Origin of the sequence: Actinomyces weissii, from assembly GCF_016598775.1 — a bacterium.
Lineage (GTDB): Bacteria > Actinomycetota > Actinomycetes > Actinomycetales > Actinomycetaceae > Actinomyces > Actinomyces weissii.
In genome coordinates this window covers 2,137,806-2,156,729 of the sequence record NZ_CP066802.1, presented here as the reverse complement: position 1 = coordinate 2,156,729, position 18,924 = coordinate 2,137,806, and the positions used below count along the sequence as shown (strand labels likewise).

15 protein-coding genes and 1 pseudogene are annotated in these 18,924 nt (G+C 71.5%); 4 read left to right on the top strand and 12 right to left on the bottom strand.

The features are described 5' to 3' along the window. The first annotated feature begins 6 nt into the window (after positions 1 to 6). The gene (locus JG540_RS08730) at positions 7 to 1,305 is read left to right on the top strand and encodes a DUF2254 domain-containing protein (RefSeq protein WP_234043008.1); all 1,299 of its coding nucleotides are present in this window, start codon (positions 7 to 9) and stop codon (positions 1,303 to 1,305) included. 151 nt (positions 1,306 to 1,456) lie between these two features. Here the strand turns inward: JG540_RS08730 and msrA are convergent, their stop codons facing one another. The 3 genes from msrA to trhA form a co-directional block, all read right to left on the bottom strand. After that, positions 1,457 to 2,182: a peptide-methionine (S)-S-oxide reductase MsrA gene (gene msrA, locus JG540_RS08725; RefSeq protein WP_200275395.1), complete on the bottom strand. Its 726-nt coding sequence runs from the start codon at positions 2,180 to 2,182 to the stop codon at positions 1,457 to 1,459. Positions 2,183 to 2,271: 89 nt separating this feature from the next. Beyond that, a complete protein-coding gene (locus JG540_RS08720) occupies positions 2,272 to 2,775 on the bottom strand; it encodes a GreA/GreB family elongation factor (RefSeq protein WP_200275393.1) in 504 nt (167 codons plus the stop codon). Positions 2,776 to 3,011: 236 nt separating this feature from the next. Then, on the bottom strand, positions 3,012 to 3,728 hold the full coding sequence (gene trhA, locus JG540_RS08715; RefSeq protein WP_200275391.1) for a PAQR family membrane homeostasis protein TrhA: 717 nt from the start codon (positions 3,726 to 3,728) through the stop codon (positions 3,012 to 3,014). A gap of 286 nt (positions 3,729 to 4,014) precedes the next feature. Between trhA and JG540_RS08710 the strand changes: the two genes are divergently transcribed. After that, entirely contained in the window at positions 4,015 to 4,803 is a 789-nt protein-coding gene (locus tag JG540_RS08710) for an isoprenyl transferase (protein ID WP_200278316.1), read from the top strand. Positions 4,804 to 5,028: 225 nt separating this feature from the next. Here the strand turns inward: JG540_RS08710 and JG540_RS08705 are convergent, their stop codons facing one another. The 5 genes and pseudogenes from JG540_RS08705 to JG540_RS10435 form a co-directional block, all read right to left on the bottom strand. Beyond that, positions 5,029 to 6,045: a phosphotransferase gene (locus tag JG540_RS08705; protein ID WP_200275389.1), complete on the bottom strand. Its 1,017-nt coding sequence runs from the start codon at positions 6,043 to 6,045 to the stop codon at positions 5,029 to 5,031. Then, complete coding sequence (locus JG540_RS08700; protein ID WP_200278314.1) at positions 6,042 to 7,820, bottom strand: ABC transporter ATP-binding protein; 1,779 nt, start codon at positions 7,818 to 7,820, stop codon at positions 6,042 to 6,044. Before JG540_RS08700 ends, JG540_RS08705 begins: the two co-directional genes overlap by 4 nt. 28 nt (positions 7,821 to 7,848) lie before the next feature. Next, entirely contained in the window at positions 7,849 to 9,018 is a 1,170-nt protein-coding gene (locus tag JG540_RS08695; protein ID WP_200275387.1) for a glycosyltransferase family 4 protein, read from the bottom strand. After that, the gene (locus JG540_RS08690; protein ID WP_234043007.1) at positions 9,018 to 10,256 is read right to left on the bottom strand and encodes a glycosyltransferase; all 1,239 of its coding nucleotides are present in this window, start codon (positions 10,254 to 10,256) and stop codon (positions 9,018 to 9,020) included. Before JG540_RS08690 ends, JG540_RS08695 begins: the two co-directional genes overlap by 1 nt. 138 nt (positions 10,257 to 10,394) lie before the next feature. After that, positions 10,395 to 10,736 (bottom strand): annotated as a pseudogene (locus JG540_RS10435) (glycosyltransferase); the annotation flags it as partial. 1,120 nt (positions 10,737 to 11,856) lie between these two features. Between JG540_RS10435 and JG540_RS08685 the strand changes: the two are divergent. Then, positions 11,857 to 13,170 carry a PhoH family protein gene (locus JG540_RS08685; RefSeq protein ID WP_200275385.1) on the top strand — a complete coding sequence of 438 codons (1,314 nt, stop codon included), beginning with the start codon at positions 11,857 to 11,859 and terminating at the stop codon, positions 13,168 to 13,170. A 189-nt stretch (positions 13,171 to 13,359) separates the two neighbouring features. Here the strand turns inward: JG540_RS08685 and JG540_RS08680 are convergent, their stop codons facing one another. The 3 genes from JG540_RS08680 to xseA form a co-directional block, all read right to left on the bottom strand. Next, positions 13,360 to 14,316: a carbohydrate kinase family protein gene (locus JG540_RS08680; protein WP_200275383.1), complete on the bottom strand. Its 957-nt coding sequence runs from the start codon at positions 14,314 to 14,316 to the stop codon at positions 13,360 to 13,362. Positions 14,317 to 14,663: 347 nt separating this feature from the next. Further along, on the bottom strand, positions 14,664 to 14,945 hold the full coding sequence (locus tag JG540_RS08675) for an exodeoxyribonuclease VII small subunit (protein ID WP_200278310.1): 282 nt from the start codon (positions 14,943 to 14,945) through the stop codon (positions 14,664 to 14,666). Between the two features lie 91 nt (positions 14,946 to 15,036). Further along, positions 15,037 to 16,371: an exodeoxyribonuclease VII large subunit gene (gene xseA, locus JG540_RS08670; RefSeq protein WP_407648319.1), complete on the bottom strand. Its 1,335-nt coding sequence runs from the start codon at positions 16,369 to 16,371 to the stop codon at positions 15,037 to 15,039. A gap of 57 nt (positions 16,372 to 16,428) precedes the next feature. Here xseA and JG540_RS08665 point away from each other — a divergent pair, with 57 nt between their 5' ends. After that, the gene (locus tag JG540_RS08665) at positions 16,429 to 17,484 is read left to right on the top strand and encodes a 4-hydroxy-3-methylbut-2-enyl diphosphate reductase (protein WP_200275381.1); all 1,056 of its coding nucleotides are present in this window, start codon (positions 16,429 to 16,431) and stop codon (positions 17,482 to 17,484) included. 382 nt (positions 17,485 to 17,866) lie between these two features. Here the strand turns inward: JG540_RS08665 and JG540_RS08660 are convergent, their stop codons facing one another. Further along, the gene (locus JG540_RS08660; protein WP_234042771.1) at positions 17,867 to 18,541 is read right to left on the bottom strand and encodes a hypothetical protein; all 675 of its coding nucleotides are present in this window, start codon (positions 18,539 to 18,541) and stop codon (positions 17,867 to 17,869) included. Between the last annotated feature and the right edge of the window lie 383 nt (positions 18,542 to 18,924).

The window sequence follows — 18,924 nt, the reverse complement described above, 5'->3', positions numbered from 1 at the left end:
CAAGAGATGACGCTTTCCCTGCCCGAGTCCCGCTCGCCCTCGCCCTCCACCTGGTGGGTGCGGGCCTGGCAGCCCTTCTGGGTGCTGCCCATGCTGCTGGTGACCGCCTGCTTCCTGCTGGGCGTCCTGCTGCCCCTGTTCGACGACGCCGTGGCCTGGTACCTGCCGCTAGGCTTCACCGCCGGTCCGGAGGGGGCCCGTAGCGTGCTGGGGGCGGTAGCCGCCGCCACCATCTCCGTGGTCGGGGTGGTGTTCTCCACCACCCTGGTGGTGGTGCAGCTGGCCTCCAGCCAGTTCTCCCCGCTGGTACTGCAGACCTTCCTGCACCTGCGGATGAGCAAGGTCACCCTGGGGATCTTCCTGGGCACCTTCGTCTACTCCCTGACCGTGCTGCGCACCATCCGCAGCAACGACCTCACCTTCGTGCCCCAGGTGTCCCTGCTGGTGGCCTTCCTGCTCACCCTGGCCTGCGTGGTGTGCTTCGTGGCCTTCATCCACCACGTGACCACCTCCGTGCAGGTCTCCTGGATCATCGGCTACCTGGGTGACGTCGCCCGGCGCGTGCTGGACCGCCAGCTGGAACCTGCCGGGGACGGGCCGGAGGAGTACCCGGTGGTGCAGGCCGAGCCCTGGGACGGGCAGGCCCCGCAGGAGGCCCGGCTGGTACGTGCGAGCGTGCGGGGCGTGGTGGGCTCGATCCGCCTGAACGAGCTGATGTCCCAGGCGGTGACGGCAGGGGGCACCCTCTACGTGCTGGCCCAGGTGGGACAGTTCTGCCCCTCAGGGACCCCGCTGGTCGCCTGGGTGCCTGAGGCGGGCGAGGCCCACGACGGCGGCCCGGTGGAGGGACCGGACGAGGACCGGCTGCGTGCCGCCTTTGAGCTACGAGGCACCCGCACCAACGAGTTCGACCCGGCCTACGTGCTGCGCCAGGTCTCGGACATCTGTGTGCGGGCCCTGTCCCCAGGCACCAATGACCCGACCACGGCGGTGCAGGGGGTCAACGAGATCCACGAGGTCCTGCGTCAGGCGGTGCAGCGCCGTGACCTGGCGCCTTTCTTCAAGGACGACGACGGCGTGGCCCGCCTGTGGTGGCGCCCCCAGACGGTCAGCCAGCTGCTGTCCGTGGGGCTGGACGGTCCGATACACCACGGGGCTGAGGCGCCTGACGTGCGGCGGGTGCTGCTGGAGACCCTGGACGACCTGCTCCAGGTGGCGCGCCCCGAGCACCAGGAGGCCGTCAAGGAGCTGCTGCGCGGGATGGGAGGCACGCGCCAGGAGATCGAGCCCGCCCAGGCCTTCTGAGCGCCCACGGCCCTGGCCCCGGTAGCGGCGGACCACGGAGCCGCGCCAGCCGCGGCTAAGCAGGACCGGGACCTACCTGTCCGGTAGGTCCCGGTCCTGTCCGGGTAGACGCGTCCTGGCGAGTAGGCTGCCCCGCCCTGCTCAAGGGCCCTCAGGGCTGCGGCAGCCGGGCGGGCGGCAGCACCTCGGTCTGTGCGGGCAGGTTGGTGATCCCCACCGGGCAGGTGACCCCGTTCGGCCCGTGGTTGCAGTAACCGCGCGGGTGCTTGTGCAGGTAGGCCTGGTGGTAGTCCTCCGCCAGGTAGAAGGGGCCACCGAACTCCGCGTAGGCGGTGGCGGCGTCGTCAACAGTGGTCACGCAGGTGCCCCGGCCCAGGCGCGTCAGCTCACCCTGGAAGGCGGCACGGATGGCGCGGGCGGCCGCCGCCTGCTCCGGCGTCGTCGTCCACACCGCGGAGCGGTACTGGGTGCCGATGTCGTTGCCGTGCCGGTTCAGGTGGGTGGAGTCGTGGTTCTCCCAGAAGACCCGCAGCAGGGCCTCCCCACCCGGTCCTGCCACGGCCGGGTCGAATACCACGCGCACGGCCTCGGCGTGGCCGGTGGCCCCCGTGCACACCTCCTCGTAGGAGGGGTTGGGGGTGTTGCCACCCATGTAGCCCACCGCCGTGCTGATGACACCGTCCTGCCGCCACAGGATCCGCTCCACGCCCCAGAAGCATCCTGCTGCCAGGTAGATGACCTGGGAGCCCTCGGGCCAGGGGCCGTCCAGCGGGGTGCCCAGCACCGGGTGGGTACCGGGAGCCGGCAGGCGGCTGGAGGTGATGCCGGGCAGGGTCGTGCTGCGCTGCGGGCGGGAGGCTGCTGAGGTGGTGTCCATGGCGGCAGACGCTACCGGCTGGTCTGGGTGCCCAGGCGCGGCTCAGCCAGCAGCGAGAAGGGAATAAGCCCCGAGTAGCCCCTAGTTGCTCAGACCCGCTTGACCTGCAGGATCTCCGCCGTGAGCCGTTTGCCGTTAGGGGCCTCATAGCTGACCTTCTGGCCTGCGCGGTGCCCCATGAGCGCCCGTCCCAGGGGGGCGTCCGGGGAGAACACCTTGACCCCCTCGGGTACGTCCTCGGTGATCTCCTGGCCTCCCAGGGCGAATACCTGCTCCTTGCCGTTGATCTTGGCGGTGACGATCGTGCCTGCGGACACGGAGCCGTCGGCCGCCGCCTCGCCGATCTGCGCCGTCTCCAGCAGGGCCTCCAGCTGGCTGATGCGGGCCTCGTTGAGCCCCGCCTCCTCCCGGGCGGCGTGGTAGCCGGCGTTCTCCCGCAGGTCACCCTCCTGGCGGGCGTCCTCCACCCGCTGGGCGATCTCCCTGCGGCCGGTGGTCTTGCGCCGCTCCAGCTCGGCGGTCAGACGGTCGAAAGCGTCCTGGGTGAGCCAGGTGCCGTGCTGTTCCAGCTGGTCGGTGTGCTCAGTAGCCATTAATGGAATCCTCCTGGGACATCGTCGGCCTGACCGACGTCCTTTCCCGGTTGACGGGCTTGCGTACTTGCCGTCGCAAGTCGCCATCATTGGTGACCTGCGGCCATATGGAGCGGGAGTCTACCGGCGGGGACGGCTGCGCCAAGGAGGTGCGGGCTCTCTCCGCTGCCAGTGGACTGGGTTGCGCTTCCCGCCCAAGCCTGCAACGGGACCGGAGGTGATGGCCTGTGAATGCCCTAAGGGTGGAGAACGGCCAGGTAGCAGGCGGTGCAGTGGCAGGCCCAGGCCACCACGGTCAGTACGTGGAAGATCTCGTGGAAGCCGAAGACCAGGGGGAAGGGGTCGGGCTCCTGCCGGGCGAAGACCAGCGCCCCCAGCGTGTACAGCGCTCCTCCAGCCAGCAGCAGCAGCACGACGGCGGGGCCGCCGGTCCGCCAGAAGGCCGGCAGGAAGGCCAGGGACAGCCAGCCCATGCTCACGTAGATCACCGCTCCGAGCCAGCGGGGGGTACGGGGCCAGACGAAGCGCGCCGTGATGCCCGCCAGTACCCCGGTCCACATCACCACCAGCAGCACGGTGGCCCACAGGGGGCTCAGCAGGGCGACGGCGAAGGGCGTGTAGGTCCCGCCGATCAGCAGGTAGATATTGGCGTGGTCTATGTGCTGGAGCACGTCCGTGAAGGCCTTGGGGGTGCGCCCCTTGCACAGGTGGTAGACGCCGGAGTTGATGAACAGCAGGGCCGAGCAGGTCAGGTAGATGGCGCAGGCCCAGGCCAGGCCGGGGCCACGCTGCTGGTAGGCCGTCACTGTCAGCACCGTGCAGGCGGCCACTGCCGGCGGAGCGGCCAGGGTGTGCACCCAGCCGCGCAGCCTGGGGCGGGTGAAGCCGGGAGGTTTTGGTGCGGTCCTCAGGAAGCTCGGTGGCTCACCGGAGAACAGGGCGTTGATCGTCATCTCGCTCCTCTGTGCGTGCCCAGCACGCCAGGGCAGGAATGCGGGTGCCTGGTCACGTTATCGCGGCTGCCTGGGTGTAGCCAGGGGGCCGCCGTCCGTGCGCTGGTGGCCTGAGTCACCTGCTGCCGCTGCGTCGTCGCCATCCCGGTGCGGCTTTTGGTGCTGGCGGGCCTGCTGGGCGCTACCGTTGACCGGGAACCGTCGTCAGCCGCCGCTTGCAGGTGCCGCAGGCTCCGCCCGGCCGCAGCAGGACGACGGCGCGGACCACGAGCAGAACGGAGGGGCTATGGCTGGTGACAGGCTCATATATGACCTCTACGAGCGCCGCCTGGCCGCCCAGCTTGACCCGGGCAGGGTGCCGCGCCACGTGGGGGTGATCCTGGACGGGAACCGCCGCTGGGCCCGCTCCGTGGGCATGGGGGCCTCGCAGGGGCACCAGCGTGGGGCGGACAAGATCGCGGAGTTCCTGGGCTGGGCGGAGGCCGCCGGGGTGCGCATCGTCACCCTGTGGCTGCTGAGCACCGACAACCTCTCCCGGGACCCCGCCGAGCTCGCCCCCCTGCTGGGGATCATCACCGACGCCGTGGACGACCTGGCTGGCTCCGGGCGGTGGCGCCTGCGCATCGTGGGGGCTACCGAGCTGCTGCCCGACGACGTCGCCTCCCGCCTGGCCCGGGCCGCCAGCAGCACCGAGCTCGTGACCACCGCGCCGGACGGTACGGAGGACGGACGGGTGCGCGTCAACATCGCCGTCGGCTACGGGGGCCGCCAGGAGATCGCGGACGCGGTGCGGGACCTGCTGCGTGAGCGGGCCGCCCAGGGGCACGACCTGCAGCAGGTGGCAGACAGCCTCAGCGAGGAGGACATCACCTCCCACCTCTACACCAAGGGCCAGCCTGACCCGGACCTGGTGATCCGCACCTCGGGGGAGCAACGGCTCTCCGGCTTCCTGCTGTGGCAGTCGGTGCACTCCGAGTTCTACTTCTGTGAGGTCAACTGGCCCGCCTTCCGCCGGGTGGACTTCCTGCGGGCGCTGCGCGACTACGGGCGGCGGGACCGGCGTCTAGGCCGCTGAGACCGGTGCCCTGCGGCAGTCCGTCAGCGGGCTCGGGCCAGGGCGCGGCCCCACGCACGACCCGGCTACCGGTCACCCGTACGCTCGTGCGCCCGGTAGCAGGACGAGGGCGGGGCTCCGGGCAGCGGCAAACCCGGTTCCGGGGCCGCAGGACGCGGGGCCGGCATGTGCGTCACAGACCGGTCCCTGGTGTCTGAGGCGGTGCGCTAGCCCGGCTGCGGCTCGCTAGTCCTGCTGCGGGGCGCGGGCGTCCAGGTGCTCCTCCAGCCAGCGGGGCATCCAGGAGGCTGAGGAGGGGCGGAAGGCGTATACGCAGGCCAGGCGCAGGGCGGCGGCCCGGGTGTAGAGGGCCAGGCGGCTGGGGCTGGCCCCCAGGTCCGCCGCCAGGTCCCGCAGCCGTGGCCGGAGCTCCTGGGCCAGGGCGGCGGGCAGCATCCCCTGCAGCACCCGCAGGCGCAGGTGGGCCAGGAGGTTACCCAGGTCCAGGGCGGCCTCGCCGCGCGCAGCGGTGTCCATGTCCAGGACGCTCAGGGTGCGGCCGTCCCACAGGAGCTGCTTGTCGTGCAGGTCCCGGTGCAGCAGGACGTAAGGATCAGCCCGTCCTTCCAGCAGCTCCTGGCGCACCTGGTTGACCTGCTGGCCCAGGGCCTCCACCGGTTCTAGGGCGCCGTGCTCACGTACCAGGGACAGCCAGTGCTCCAGCACCTGGGCCTCCTGGGCGGGGCCGTGCGCGGACAGGCTGGTGTCCTCCTGGCTGGCCAGCGTGGGCCAGCGCTCCAGCAGCACCTCCCAGCCGGGGCGGCCAGCCGCCCCCAGGTCGTGCAGGGTCCGTCCGGGCAGTAGCGTGGTGCTCAGGGTGTCGGGGGTGGCTGACACCACCTGGGCGGCCCCTAGCCCGGCGGCGGCGCAGCGCTGGGCTAGGGCTGCGGTGACCTCGGCGACGGCGGGAGCCCGGCCCGGGCGCAGGATCTTGACGGCCCGCTCGGGCTCCAGCACCACGGCCCGTCGCCCCAGGCGGTGGACCACCAGCTCACCGCGGGCGGGGGGCTCCAGGGCTGGCAGGCGCGGGTCGGTGGCGAAGCCCACCATGGTGACGGTCCCGTCCGGCGCGATCTGGCCCGCGCGCAGCCGCCCCTGGTCGTCGTGCCGCTCCAGGACCAGCTCACCGTGCTTGCCGGGCCAGGCGCGGCGCACCCCAGGCAGGTCCCGCAGGGCCTGCAGGGCGGCGCTGGGGGCGCTCACGGCCGCTCCCCGATGCGGATCTCGTCTGAGGCGCGCCCGGAGGCGGTGACCCAGTCACGGAACTCCTGGCTGGTGGCCAGCAGGTCGTGGGGGCTGCCGTCCAGCAGGATCCGTCCGTCCTGCACCCACACCACGCGGGTGGCGCGCAGCGCCATCTCGACGTCGTGGGTGACTGCCAAGGTGGTGCGGCCCTCCACCAGGCGGGCGATCGCGTCCATGACCAGCCCGGCGGACTCGGGGTCCAGCCCGGTGGTGGCCTCGTCCAGCACCACCACCGGCGAGCTGCGCAGCAGGGCGCGGGCGATCGCCACCCGCTGCCGCTGGCCGCCTGACAAGGTGCCGCCGCGCTCACCCACCACCGTGTCGTAGCCCTCGGGCAGACGGGTGATGAAGTCGTGGGCGTGAGCGGCCCGGGCGGCCTCCTCGACCTCGGTGTCGGTGGCGTCCTGGCGGCCCAGGCGGATGTTGTCGCGGATGGTCCCGGTGAACAGGACCGCCTCCTGGTGCAGCAGGGACACGTTGGCACGCAGCTGGGTCAGGTCCAGGTCCCGCAGGTCGTGCCCGTCCAGGGTGACTACGCCGCTGGTGGGGTCCTGGGCCCGCACCAGCAGGGACACCAGGGTGGACTTGCCGGAGCCGGAGGGGCCGATGAAGGCCACGTTCTCCCCGGGGCCGACGGTCAGGTTCACGCCGCGCAGCACCTCGTGCCCGTCGTACTGGGTGCGCACGCCCTGGAAGCCGATCCAGCCCACCACCTCGTCCGGGCGTACCGGGTCGTCGGGGTTGACCACCTCTGAGGTGATCTCCATCAGGTCCGCCACCCGCTCGCCGGAGGCCGAGGCCCGCGCGATACGGCCGGTGTACTTGGCCATGTCGCGCATGGGCTTCATGGTGGTGGACAGGTAGGTGGCAAAGAGCACCAGGTCCCCCGGGGTCATGGCGCCGTCGAGCACCCGCAGACCGCCACCCACCATGACCAGGGCGGTGGCCAGGCCCACGATCACGTCGGTGGAGCGCTCCAGGCGGGCGGCCAGGCGGCGCGAGCGCACCCCCGCCCGCAGGGAGGTCTGGTTGGCGGAGACGAAGCGTCCCTCAATGTGCTCCTCCAGGCCGTAGGCCTGCACCACCTTGATGGCGGAGAGGGACTCCTGGGCGGTGTTGGCCAGCTGGCCCTCACCCTTACGGGTCTTGCGGGAGGCGACGGCGATCTTCTGGGAGGTGCCGGTGGAGCTGAGGATGAACAGGCCCAGTGCCACCACGACCACCAGCGAGAGCACCGGGTCCAGCACCACCATGACGCAGAGCATCACCAGCAGGGTGATGACGTTGGCCAGCAGCGGCAGGCCCGCGGTCACCGCCACCTCCTGCATGCGGGCGACGTCGGAGACGATCCGCTGCACGGTGTCGGCGCTGCGGTTGCGAGCGTGGAACTGCAGGGACAGGCGCTGCACGTGCCGGAACACGCGGGCCCGCAGCAGGGTGGCGGTGCGGGAGCCGGCCAGGGCGAAGGCCACGGTAGCCAGGTAGTTGGTCAGGGCGCGCAGGGCCACCACGGCCACCTGGGCCGCGCCGCACAGCAGCAGCAGCCCCAGGGTGGCCGGGGCCTGGGAGACGTTGGCCCCCAGGGAGGCCGAGACCGCGTCGATAACGACCTTCATGGGCCAGGGCTCCAGGACGCGGAACACGACCTCCAGGAGCAGGGCCACGGTGCCCCCGGCGATCAGCCCGCGCTGCTGGCGCAGGTCGGGGCGTACCAGCCGCAGGCTGCGACGCAGGGCCCGGCCCTCCACCTTTCCAGGTTTCTCAGTCACGGCTGTCACCTGCCTCCGCCAGCTCCAGGATCTGTCCTACCACCCCGGACCAGGAGTGCTTCTCCTGGGCCAGCTTGCGGGCCTGCGCCCCGGCCTGCGCGCGCAGCCGCGGGTCGGCGGCCAGGTGGTCCAGGGCGCTGGCCAGGGCCTGCGGGTCGGAGGGCGGGGTCAGGGCGCCGGTGGCGGTGCTGCGGAAGCCGGTGCCGGTGCCCTCCTGGGCGGGGCCGAGGATCTGGGGGATCTGGCCGACTGCCGAGGCCACCACGGGCAGCCCGGCGGCCAGGTACTCGTAGACCTTCAGGGGGGAGAAGTACTGGGCCTGCTCCGAGCCCAGGTCCGGGTAGGGGGCCACGCCGACGGCGGAGCCAGCCAGGTGCGCAGGTACCTGCTCAGGGCTGACGGCCCCCCGGAAGTCCACCTCCAGGCCGAGCTCCTGGGCCTGGGCCAGCAAGGCGTCCCGCTGGGGGCCGTCGCCGATGACGCGCAGCCGCCAGGGCTGGCGGGCCAGCGCGGCGGCCTGCAGCAGGTCCCCGACCCCGTGCCAGGGCTTGAGCGTGCCTACGAAGGTGACCACGGGGGCGCCCGGCTCCTCCGGCTGCGGGAAGATCCGGGTCACGCTCACCCCGTTGGCCACGGCGTGGACCCGGCCGCCTGCGGTGTGCTCCAGCACCCACTGGCGCACCGGCTCGGAGACGCAGACGGTAGCCGCGGCGGCCGCGACCTGGGCACGCAGGGCCTCCTGGGCCCCGGCCTCGTCCAGCAGCACCCGGTGCTCACGCTGCTCGTCGATCAGGGGCGCGTTGACCTCCAGCACGCCCGTGGTGCCCTCCGCGGCGTGCAGCCCGGCCAGGGCGGTGCTGAACAGGGAGTAGCGCTCGTAGACCAGGTCCACCCCGGTGCCCAGCAGCATCTGGACCACCTGCTGGGAGGCCTCCTGCTGCGCCTTCTCACGGGCGGCGGGGTCCTTGGTGCCCACCGGGAGGTCCACCACCTCCAGGTCCTCCAGGTCCGCGGGCACCTCCTGGCCGCGGCGGGTGGCGTAGACGGTGACCTCGTGCCCGCGGCTGCGCAGCTCGCGCACCACCTCCTGTATGTGCACGGAGGCGCCCTTGGTGCCGAATACCGGGATCCCGGGGTCGATACAGATGTAGGCGACACGCATCAGTGGCCTCCCTTGTGGTCGTCGTAGTGGCGGCTGTGGACGTCAGACTGCCAGGCCGAGAGGGTGGCCGCCTGCTTGCGGCTGTCGAACTGCTCCTCGATCAGGGCCCGGGCGTTGCGGGAGAAGCGCAGCAGGTCCACCTCGCCCGCCGCGACCCGCTCCAGGGTGGCCGCCAGGGCCTCGACGTCGCCGGGCTCCAGCAGGACGCCGGTGTCGCCGTCGCGGACCACCTCCGGCAGGCCGGAGACGGCGGTGGCTACCACCGGGGTGCCGCAGGCCATGGCCTCCAGCACCACAGTGGGCAGGCCGTCGATGTTGCCGCCCTCTCCGGTCACGCAGGGGGCGGCGAACAGGTGGGAGCTGGTTATCAGCTCCCGCAGCTCGGCCTGGTTGCGGGGGCCGATCAGCTTGAAGTAGTCGCTGATTCCCAGCTGGTGGATCTGGTCCTCCAGGGCGGCGCGCAGGCCCCCTTCGCCAGCCAGGCGTACTCTCACGTCCAGGCCCCGGCTGCGGGCCAGGGCCACGGCGGAGACGAGGTCCGCGAAGCCCTTCTTGGGCACCAGGCGGCCTACGGCGGCCACCTGCAGCGGGCTGCTCAGGGGGATCGGCTCCTGGTAGGGGAAGCGGTCCAGCTCCAGCGCGTTGTACTGCAGGCTCACATTGGCCTTGGTACGGGCCAGCACGCCTCGCAGGTAGTCCTCGTTGAAGCGGCTGATGGCGATCACGCGCTCGGCGTCGTTGCAGATACGGCGCAGCCACACCGGGTCCACGGACTCGTGGTAGATGTCCTTGGCGTGGGTGGTGACCGTGTAGGGCACCCCGGTCAGGCGGGAGGCTATCCAGGCCATGCGCCCCGCCAGGGAGGCGAAGTGCGCGTGCAGGTGGGTGATGCCGTCGTCCAGCACCGCCTTGGCCAGGGCCACGCCCTGGGCCACCTCGTCACCGGGCAGGGTGGAGAGCTCGGGCAGCAGGTGGGCGAAGTTGTCCCGTAGCCGCGGGTGGTGGATGGCCTGGGACATCTGCTCCCAGGAGGTGATGGCCCCGTAGGGGCGGAACATCCACTTGGCCTCGGCCTTGACCCGGGAGATCTCCGGGTGGAACCGGGTGTCGCTGGTGGGGCGCATGGCGTAGATGCGCAGGTCGTCTCCCAGGGCCTCCCGGGCCAGGATCTCGGTGACCACGAAGGTCTCGGAGAAGCGGGGGTAGACCTTCAGGACGTAGCCGATGCGGGGCTCCACCTGGCCGCGCTCGGGGGCGGGGGCCCAGGCGGCCTGGGTGAGCTCGGCGGCGTAGCGGGAGACGGTGCGCAGCCCGTCAAGGTCCAGGTGGGAGCGGTCCACCTGGCGGCCCACGGCCCCCGCCACCCACTGGCTCAGGGCGTCGGTGCTCAAGTCCTGCTGGCGCAGCAGGTCCAGGGCGCCCACCTCCTGCAGGGAGCTGGCACGGATGAGCTGCTCGGTGCGGGGCTCCTCGCGGGGGACCACCAGGGCCGGGGTGGTGGTGGCCAGCACCTCGCACACGGAGTTGTAGCCGCCCATGGTGATGACTGCGGCCGCGGCGTCGATCTGCTGGCCCAGGCCCTTGACGGAGCGCAGCACCTGGGTGCGGGGGCCAGCGGCGGCACGTACGGACTCCAGCTCGTTCTCGTCCAGCTGGGGGCCGGTGACCAGGATGTGGCGGTGGCCCTCGGGGACGGTCAGGCCGGCGGCGGCCCGCATGAGGGCGTAGCCGTCGGAGCCGCCTCCGGCGGTGGTCAGGATGAAGGGCTCCTCGGACAGGGGGGTGGCGTGGTCGGCGTGGCCCCGGCCCTCGGCCAGGTAGCCGGTGAAGCGGGTGCGGTCGCCCAGGGTGATGGGGGCCTCCCCGGTGGCCACTGGGTCGTGCACCTGCTGATCTCCGTAGACCCACACCTCGTCCACCACCGCGCGCAGCTTGCCGGGGTCTCCCAGGTTGCGCCACTCCTTGACGGCGACGGCGGGGTCGTCCAGGACCTCCCGCAGCCCCAGCACCACCTTGGTGTCGGGCAGGAGGGTGCGCAGGCGGTGCAGGGGCTCGCGCAGCTCCTTCCACACCCCGTAGATGTGCCGGTCGATGATGACCAGGTCGGGGCCGAAGCCCAGCAGGGTGGACTCCAGCAGCACGGAGCGCAGGTTCATGAGCCGGGCGGCGGGCCCGGCCAGGTTGCGGGGCTCGTACCCGCCCAGGCCCTTGGTGACCCCGGGGATGGTGAGCCAGTCGAAGCCCTTGGGCAGGGGGAAGCTGTCGGCGTGGGAGACGCCGGAGACCAGCAGCCCGGAGACCTGGCAGCCGGTCAGGGCGGGGAGCTCCTCTGCCAGGTGGTGGGCGATAGCCAGGTTACGGCGTACGTGGCCCAGGCCCTGGGCGTCGTGGCTGTACAGGAGGATGCGGATGGTGGTGTCGTCCATGGTCTCTCTCGTCTAGGACCGTGGAGCGCGCGCCGGGTGCCGTCTCGGCCGGAGGAGTCCGGGCCAGGCGACGGCGTGGTCGTCTGCGGGCGTTCCTGGGGTCGTGGTGGTACGTGGTGCGTTTTGCGGTCTATAGGGACCAGCAAATACAAATTGATGTCGGCTATCTATCGCGGCGCAACATGTGATGTAAATGATGAAACTGATTCTGTCCTAACTGGGCGGCCGGTGTCACGGTCTTGGCTCGTAAATGTGACCTTCCTCCCTGGAAGCGGCTTGCCGGGGGAGGGGGTAGTTGCGAAGGGGCGGGCACTGCCACCCCCTCAAGGGTATAGTGTGACAGGAAGCACATCAGGGTTTTTTGTGGTCTGGTCCTGTCCCAGTCCTGCCCAGTCTCTTCCGGAAGGCAAAGATGCGCACCTACGTCCTGGACACCTCCGTACTACTGTCTGACCCCCACGCCATGCTGCGCTTCGACGAGCACGCCGTCGTGCTGCCGGTGGTGGTGGTCACCGAGCTCGAGGGCAAGCGGCACCACCCGGAGCTGGGCTACTTCGCCCGCTCGGCCCTGCGCCTGCTGGACCGCCTGCGGGCGGAGCACGGGCGCCTGGACCGCCCCATCAAGCTCAACGAGGCGGGTGGCACCCTGCGGGTGGAGCTCAACGGCTCAGACGACAAGGTCCTGCCCGTGGGCATGCGCATGGGCGACAACGATACCCGCATCCTGTCCGTGGCCGTCACGCTGGCCAACAGCGGCGCGCAGGTCACCGTCGTCTCCAAGGACCTGCCCATGCGCATCAAGGCGGCCTCCGTGGGCCTGCCTGCGGACGAGTACCGCCATGAGCTGGCCAGCGAGGAGGTCTACACCGGCATGGTCAGGGCCGCCCTCACCGAGGAGGAGATGTCCGCCCTGTGGCGTGACGAGCGCCTGGAGGTCAGCGGCCTGCTCACCCCGGAGTCGGTGACCGCCCTGAGCGACCAGCCCGCCCACACCGGGGCCGTGCTCACCTCCCCGCGCGGCTCGGCCCTGGCCACGCTGGTCAGCGGTGAGCTGCGGCTGGTGGCCCCGGACCGGGAGGTCTTCGGGGTGCGGGGGCGCAGCGCCGAGCAGCGCGTGGCCATCGACCACCTGCTCAACCCCGACGTCGGCATCGTCTCCCTGGGTGGGCGCGCGGGCACCGGCAAGTCCGCCCTGGCCCTGGCCGCGGGGCTCGACGCCGTAGTCACCCGCCGCGAGCAGCGCAAGGTCATGGTCTTCCGGCCCCTGTACGCGGTGGGCGGGCAGACCCTCGGCTTCCTGCCCGGGGACACCGAGGAGAAGATGCAGCCCTGGGCGGAGGCCGTGTTCGACACCCTGAACTCGGTGGTGCCCGCCGAGCGGGTGGAGCGCGTGGTCAACCTGGGCCAGCTGGAGGTACTGCCCCTGACCCACATCCGGGGGCGCTCCCTGCACGACGCCTTCGTGATCGTGGACGAGGCCCAGTCCCTGGAGCGCGGCGTGCTGCTCACAGTGCTCTCACGCGTCGGCCACAACGCCAAGGTGGTGCTAACCCACGATGTCGCCCAGCGGGACAACCTGCGGGTAGGGCGCTGGGACGGCGTGGCCAGCGTGGTGGAGTCCCTCAAGGGCGAGGGGCTGTTCGCCCACATCGACCTGGTGCGCACCGAGCGCTCGCAGATCGCCGAGCTGGTCACCAAGATGCTGGACGAGGTGCCCCAGTACTGACCGGCCCGCAACAGGACCGGCCCGCACGGCCCCAGGGCCTGTGCGGAGCGTGCCGTCATACGGGGCCGGAGCAAGGGGGTGACCTGCCTATGGCTCCTGCATGGGTGTCTGCGGCGGGTCAGGTCCGGTGCAGGCCAGCTCGGTGTGGGCTGGTTCGGCCCGGGCTGGTTGGGTGTGGGTCGGTCTGGTTCAGGCCAGCTCGGCGCGGGTGGGCGGGTTGGCGCCCTTGCGTGAGACCGTGACGTCCGCGACCGCGGAGGCGTGCCGCACCACCCGCTCCAGGGTGGCGGCGTCGATCGCCCGCAGGGCCGCGCGCTGCGAGGCCCCGACCAGGCCCTCGGACCACAGGCCGTCCTCCAGGCCGCCCATGAAGGAGTCCCCGGCACCCACCGTGTCCACCACCACCACGCTGGGGTCGGCGGGCACCTCCACCCGGGCCCCGGAGGCGGACAGGGCCAGGGCCCCCCGCTTGCCGCGGGTCACCACCACGACGGCGGGGCCGTCCTGCAGCCACTGGCGCAGGACCGTCTCGACGGCGTCGTCGTCACTGCGGTCCAGGCCGTAGAACCAGGCCAGGTCCTCGTCCGAGCACTTGACCAGGTCCGAGAGGGCCACCAGGCGCTCCACCGTGGCGCGGGCCTGCGCGGCGGTGCCCATGAGCTGGGGGCGTGCGTTGGGGTCGTAGCAGGTGGTGGAGGTGTCCCGGTAGGCGCGCAGCACCTGCTCCACGGTGGCGCATCCGGGCTCCAGGACCGCGGCGATCGAGCCTGTGTGCACCAGCAGCGGGGCGCTGCCGGGAACCGGGTCGGGGAAGGGCGGGGCCCACTCCAGGTCAAAGCTGTAGGTGGCGGCCCGGTCCGCCCCGATAACCGCCTGGGCAGTGCTGGTGCGCTGGGCGCCGTCAGCCCCCGGGCTCAGACGGACCCCGGCGGACTCCAGGTGGTGCCGTACGGCCTGGCCGCGCTCGTCCTGGCCGATCCAGCAGGACAGCTCCACCTCCCGGCCCAGACGGGCCAGCCCCAGGGCCACGTTGGCCGGGGAGCCGCCCGGGATCTCCTGTGGCTGCGCTCCCGGGGCGACGACGACGTCTACCAGGGCCTCACCGATGACTAGGGCGCGTCCTGCGGGGCCGGGTGCTGGGGTCATGAGGGGCTCCTTTGCTGGCGAGGGCGCGTCCTGCGGCGCCGGGTACTGAGGTTATGAGAGGGCTTCTTTGCTGGCTAGGGCTGTGCGGGCCGTATGGGCTGGGTGGGTTGCTTGGCCGGGTGGCTGCGGAGTGGGTGAGGGGCGGGTCTGCCGGGCTGGGTGTCAGCTGCCGGATACTGGGCCTGCCGGACTGGGTCTGCCGGGCTGGGTGTCAGCTGCCGGGTGCCGGGCCTGCCGGGCTGGGTGCCAGCTGCCGGGTGCCGGGCCTGCCGGGCTGGGTGCCAGCCGCCGGGTGCCGGGCCTGCCTGGCTCCGGGGGCGCGGCGTGAGCGTCCCGTCGGGAACGGTTCAGACGTCGGCGGGAGCACTGTCCTGGGCCACGGCCTCCAGGCGGGCGCGGGCCTGGTCCAGCCAGCCCTGGCAGCGGGCGGCCAGGGCCTCGCCCCGTTCCCACAGGGCCAGGGACTCCTCCAGGGGGACCTGCCCGGCCTCTAGCCGCTGGACCACGCCAACCAGCTCCTCCCGGGCTCGCTCATAGCTCATGGTGGCGACGTCGTCGTTGGCGGAGCCGTCAGCGGCGTTGCTGAGGCCCGCCGGAGGTGTCTGAGGGGTCTGTGCACTCATGCCCATATTGTCCCACGCGCCTGCCCGCCCCACCCACTTGTGCATTTCGGCTCGACTTGTGCCGAATTCCGGCACAAGTCGAGCCGAAATGCACAAGTCAGGCACGAGTCCCGGTGGGCCCGGTAGGCCCGGTGGTCCCGGTAGGCGTGGGGGGCTTGGTGGCCCCCACCACCTGGGCCACCAGGCGGCCTGAGGCCAGCACCCCTTCCAGCAGGTCCCCCTTCTTCACGTCCTGCGCGCTCCTTAGGATCTTCCTGCCGGGCAGGCGCAGGATCGCGTAGCCCCGGTCCAGCACTGCCTGGGGGGACAAGGCCGTGAGCCGCGCCTGCTCCGCCGCCAGCTGGGCCCGGGCCAGGCTGATCCTGTTGTCCAGGGCGCGGCTCAGACGCTCCCGCTGCTGCGCGAGCTCGGTGAAGCGGTCGCGCAGCATCAGTGAAGGCTCGGTCATGACCGGGCGGGCCCGCAGCTGGTCGAGCTGGCGCTGCTCGGCCTCTAGGCGCGCATTCAGGTTGGCGCGCAGGCGCTCGCGGGCCGAGTCCAGGCGCTCGGTCTCCTCGGCCAGGTCCGGCACGATCCGGCGGGCGGCGTCGGTGGGGGTGGAGGCCCGGTAGTCGGCCACCAGGTCCAGCAGCGGGCAGTCGGTCTCGTGCCCGATTGCGGAGACCAGCGGCGTGCGGCACTGGGCGGCGGTGCGCACCAGGCCCTCGTCGGAGAAGGGCAGCAGGTCCTCCACCGCGCCCCCGCCCCGGGTCACCACGATCACGTCCACCGTGGGGTCGGCGTCCAGCTCCCGGATAGCGGCACTGACCTCGTGGACGGCGGCCGTGCCCTGCACCGCCACCTCCCGCACATGGAAGGGCAGCCCGGGCCAGCGCAGGCGGGCGTTGACGAGCACGTCGTCCTTGGCCTTGGCATTGCGGCCGCACACCAGACCCACCTGGCGGGGCAGGAAGGGCAGGGGCCGCTTGCGCTCGGCGTCGAACAGGCCCTCGGCGGCCAGCACCCGCCGCAGCTGCTCGATACGGGCCAGCAGGTCGCCCACGCCTACCGGGCGGATGTCGTCAGCGCGCAGGTCCAGGCTGCCGCGCCGCGTCCAGAAGCGGGGCCTGGCGTGCACGACCACCCGGGCACCCTGCTGCAGCGGCGCCCCCGTGCGCTGCTCGATGGCCGCCAGCTCACGGGTGAACAGGGACACGGACATGGACATGTCCTCCTCCGGGTCCCGCAGGGTCAGGTACTGCATGCCGGAGCCGGGCCGCCGGTTGAACTGCACCACCTGGCCCTCCACCCACACGCCGGTCATCTTGTCCACGTACTCGCCGATCTTGGTGGACAGCACGCGCAGTGGCCAGGGGTGCTCCGCGGTGGTGTCCCGGGCGAGCCGCGGCAGGGCCGGGCCGTTGGCTGGGGGCGTTGGGCTGGTGGCTGTCACGGGGAACACTGTGCCACGGCAGTGAGCCAGGCTCGCGCCCTGTGGCACAGTGGGGGTGTGAGTGAAGCTGTCTCAGTCGAGAACGACGCCGTAGGCCCGGCCGCAGGTAGCGGCAAGAAGCTGCTGCTGGCGGCGCCGCGCGGCTACTGCGCCGGCGTGGACCGGGCGGTGGACGCCGTGGAGCAGGCCCTGGCCCACTACGGCGCCCCCATCTACGTGCGCAAGGAGATCGTCCACAACAAGTACGTGGTGGAGGCCCTCTCCAAGCGCGGGGCCGTGTTCGTCTCGGAGACCGACGAGGTGCCGGAGGGGGAGCGGGTGGTCTTCTCCGCCCACGGTGTCTCCCCGGCCGTGCACGAGCAGGCGGCGGCCAGGCGGCTGGCCACGATTGACGCGACCTGCCCCCTGGTCACCAAGGTGCACAAGCAGGCGGTGCGTTTCGCCAAGGAGGACTACGACATCATCCTGGTGGGGCACACCGGCCATGAGGAGGTGGAGGGCACCCAGGGGGAGGCCCCGGACCACATCCAGGTGGTCAACGGGCCCCATGAGGTGGACCAGGTGACTGTGCGTGACCCGCACAAGGTCGTGTGGATCAGCCAGACCACCTTGAGCGTGGACGAGACCTTGGAGACGGTGCGGCTGCTGCGAGAGCGCTTCCCGCACCTGACCGACCCGCCCGGTGACGACATCTGCTACGCCACCCAGAACCGCCAGGCGGCGGTGAAGGTGCTGGCACCCCGCTGCGACGTGGTGATCGTGGTGGGCTCCGGCAACTCCTCCAACTCGGTGCGCCTCAAGGAGGTCGCCTTGGAGGCGGGGGCGGGGGCCGCCCATCGGGTGGACTACGCCAGCGAGATCGACCCGGCCTGGCTGGAGGGGGCCCGCACGGTGGGGCTGACCAGCGGCGCCTCGGTGCCGGAGATCCTGGTGCGTGAGGTCGTTGAGAGGTTGGGTGAGCTGGGCTTCACTGATGTGGAGGAGGTGGTGACGGCCACCGAGAAGATCGCCTTCTCCCTGCCTAAGAACCTGCGGGCGGACCTGATGGCCGCCTCCGGGGGTGTGGCCCCTGAGCACGGTCGCCGGGAGGTGCGGGCGGACCACACCTGCTGAGCGGTACCTGCTGAGCGGGGCTGCTCTGCGGCGCCGCTGCCTTGTGCGTGGGGTCCGCGGGGTGGCCTTGCATGCTTCTTCTGCGAGGGCGGCGTCTTCGTGACGAGGTGGCCTCCCCGGGGTGGCGCTGCATGGTGGGTGTGGTGCTCTGGTGCGCGGTTGCAGAGGCTGCTGTACGTGTGGACGGCGCAGGTGGGTGAGTCTTGCGGGACGTCCTGGGCTCCGGGGTGGTTGGCGTCCGCCTCCGGTTACAGGCTAGTCGGCACCCGGGACGTCCGGGGCACCTGGGCGGTTGGCGTGCTTGACGCGCTGAGGCCGTCGGTACCTGTTGCGGTGTGCCGACGGCCTCAGTAGTTAGGTAGTGCGTCTACCTGGTCTGCGCCTACTTGTTGATCAGGGAGATCAGGCGGCGCGGGTCCGCGCAGACCCGCTCGAAGGGCACGACCCAGACCGGCCCCTCAGGGGAGTGGACCTGGGTGACCAGGCCCTCGGCCTGCAGGCACTCCAGGCGGGAGGCGGTGTCGTCCCCCTGGGTCTGCCACGCGGGCTCGTGCTCCGGGATGACGTAGCCCCCCAGCGCCGGGGTGGCCCAACGTAGCAGGAGCACGCGGGCTCCCTCACGGCCGGTCACGTCCGGGTTGGTGGCCAGGGAGGAGGCCACGCCCTTGGCGGAGCCGATGCCGACGGCGTCGGCGAGGGCGCCGTAGGTGGTGCACATGGGGGGCTCGTGAGAGACCAGGCCAGCAACAGCCTGGGCGACGCGCTCACGGGCGGAGGAGGTGGCGGCGGCGTCAGCGATGGCGCGCACGCGGGCTCCCGTGAGATGTGATGTGTTGGCCAGCTCAGAAGAGCTGACGCCGAAGGACAGTCCCTTGAGGATCAGCCGGTCACGCTCGTTGCGCAGGATCTGCAGCGCGTCCTGGAGGCGCTGCTGCTCACTTGCCAGGGACCGAAGACGGTCTAGAACGGAGCGGGTCTCCGTGGGGGCCTCAGGGGCGGACTTGCCGAACATGCCTGACCGGGGTGTCCGGTCGAGGGTCGGTGCGCTAACAGACATATGCCCTGAACCTCCTAATCAGTGGTTGCCAATGTGTTACACACTAGTTCCCGGCTGCCTCCGTACCTACCGCTTATCAACCGTAATGCTGGAAAGGTGCGGTTCTAGGTTGGGCTGAACTGGGAGGAACGCTGATATAACAAAGAAGTCTCAGTTTCCTGTGTGCGGGTAGCATGCGGCGCAATGCGGACTTGTGGGTCATGCGGGGTGCTGCACGCGGGCCGCATGCGTGCTGTGGCGGAGGGCTGTCCTGCGATCCGCGGTATGCGGCCTGAATCCAGGCGTCTGGTGGGCTGGGGCGCGGGCGCGGTGGCTCCTGGTATCCCACTACGCATCTGACTGCTGGTAGGTAGTAGGGAGGGCTAGGCTAGCGGGATGGTAGC

Bases quoted from the DNA above. Each gene is read 5' to 3' on its own strand.
- JG540_RS08730 (WP_234043008.1), top strand. From the start codon at position 7: ATGACGCTTTCCCTGCCCGAGTCCCGCTCGCCCTCGCCCTCCACCTGG.
- msrA (WP_200275395.1), bottom strand. From the start codon at position 2,182: ATGGACACCACCTCAGCAGCCTCCCGCCCGCAGCGCAGCACGACCCTG.
- JG540_RS08720 (WP_200275393.1), bottom strand. From the start codon at position 2,775: ATGGCTACTGAGCACACCGACCAGCTGGAACAGCACGGCACCTGGCTC.
- trhA (WP_200275391.1), bottom strand. From the start codon at position 3,728: ATGACGATCAACGCCCTGTTCTCCGGTGAGCCACCGAGCTTCCTGAGG.
- JG540_RS08710 (WP_200278316.1), top strand. From the start codon at position 4,015: ATGGCTGGTGACAGGCTCATATATGACCTCTACGAGCGCCGCCTGGCC.
- JG540_RS08695 (WP_200275387.1), bottom strand. From the start codon at position 9,018: ATGCGTGTCGCCTACATCTGTATCGACCCCGGGATCCCGGTATTCGGC.
- JG540_RS08685 (WP_200275385.1), top strand. From the start codon at position 11,857: ATGCGCACCTACGTCCTGGACACCTCCGTACTACTGTCTGACCCCCAC.
- JG540_RS08680 (WP_200275383.1), bottom strand. From the start codon at position 14,316: ATGACCCCAGCACCCGGCCCCGCAGGACGCGCCCTAGTCATCGGTGAG.
- JG540_RS08675 (WP_200278310.1), bottom strand. From the start codon at position 14,945: ATGGGCATGAGTGCACAGACCCCTCAGACACCTCCGGCGGGCCTCAGC.
- JG540_RS08660 (WP_234042771.1), bottom strand. From the start codon at position 18,541: ATGTCTGTTAGCGCACCGACCCTCGACCGGACACCCCGGTCAGGCATG.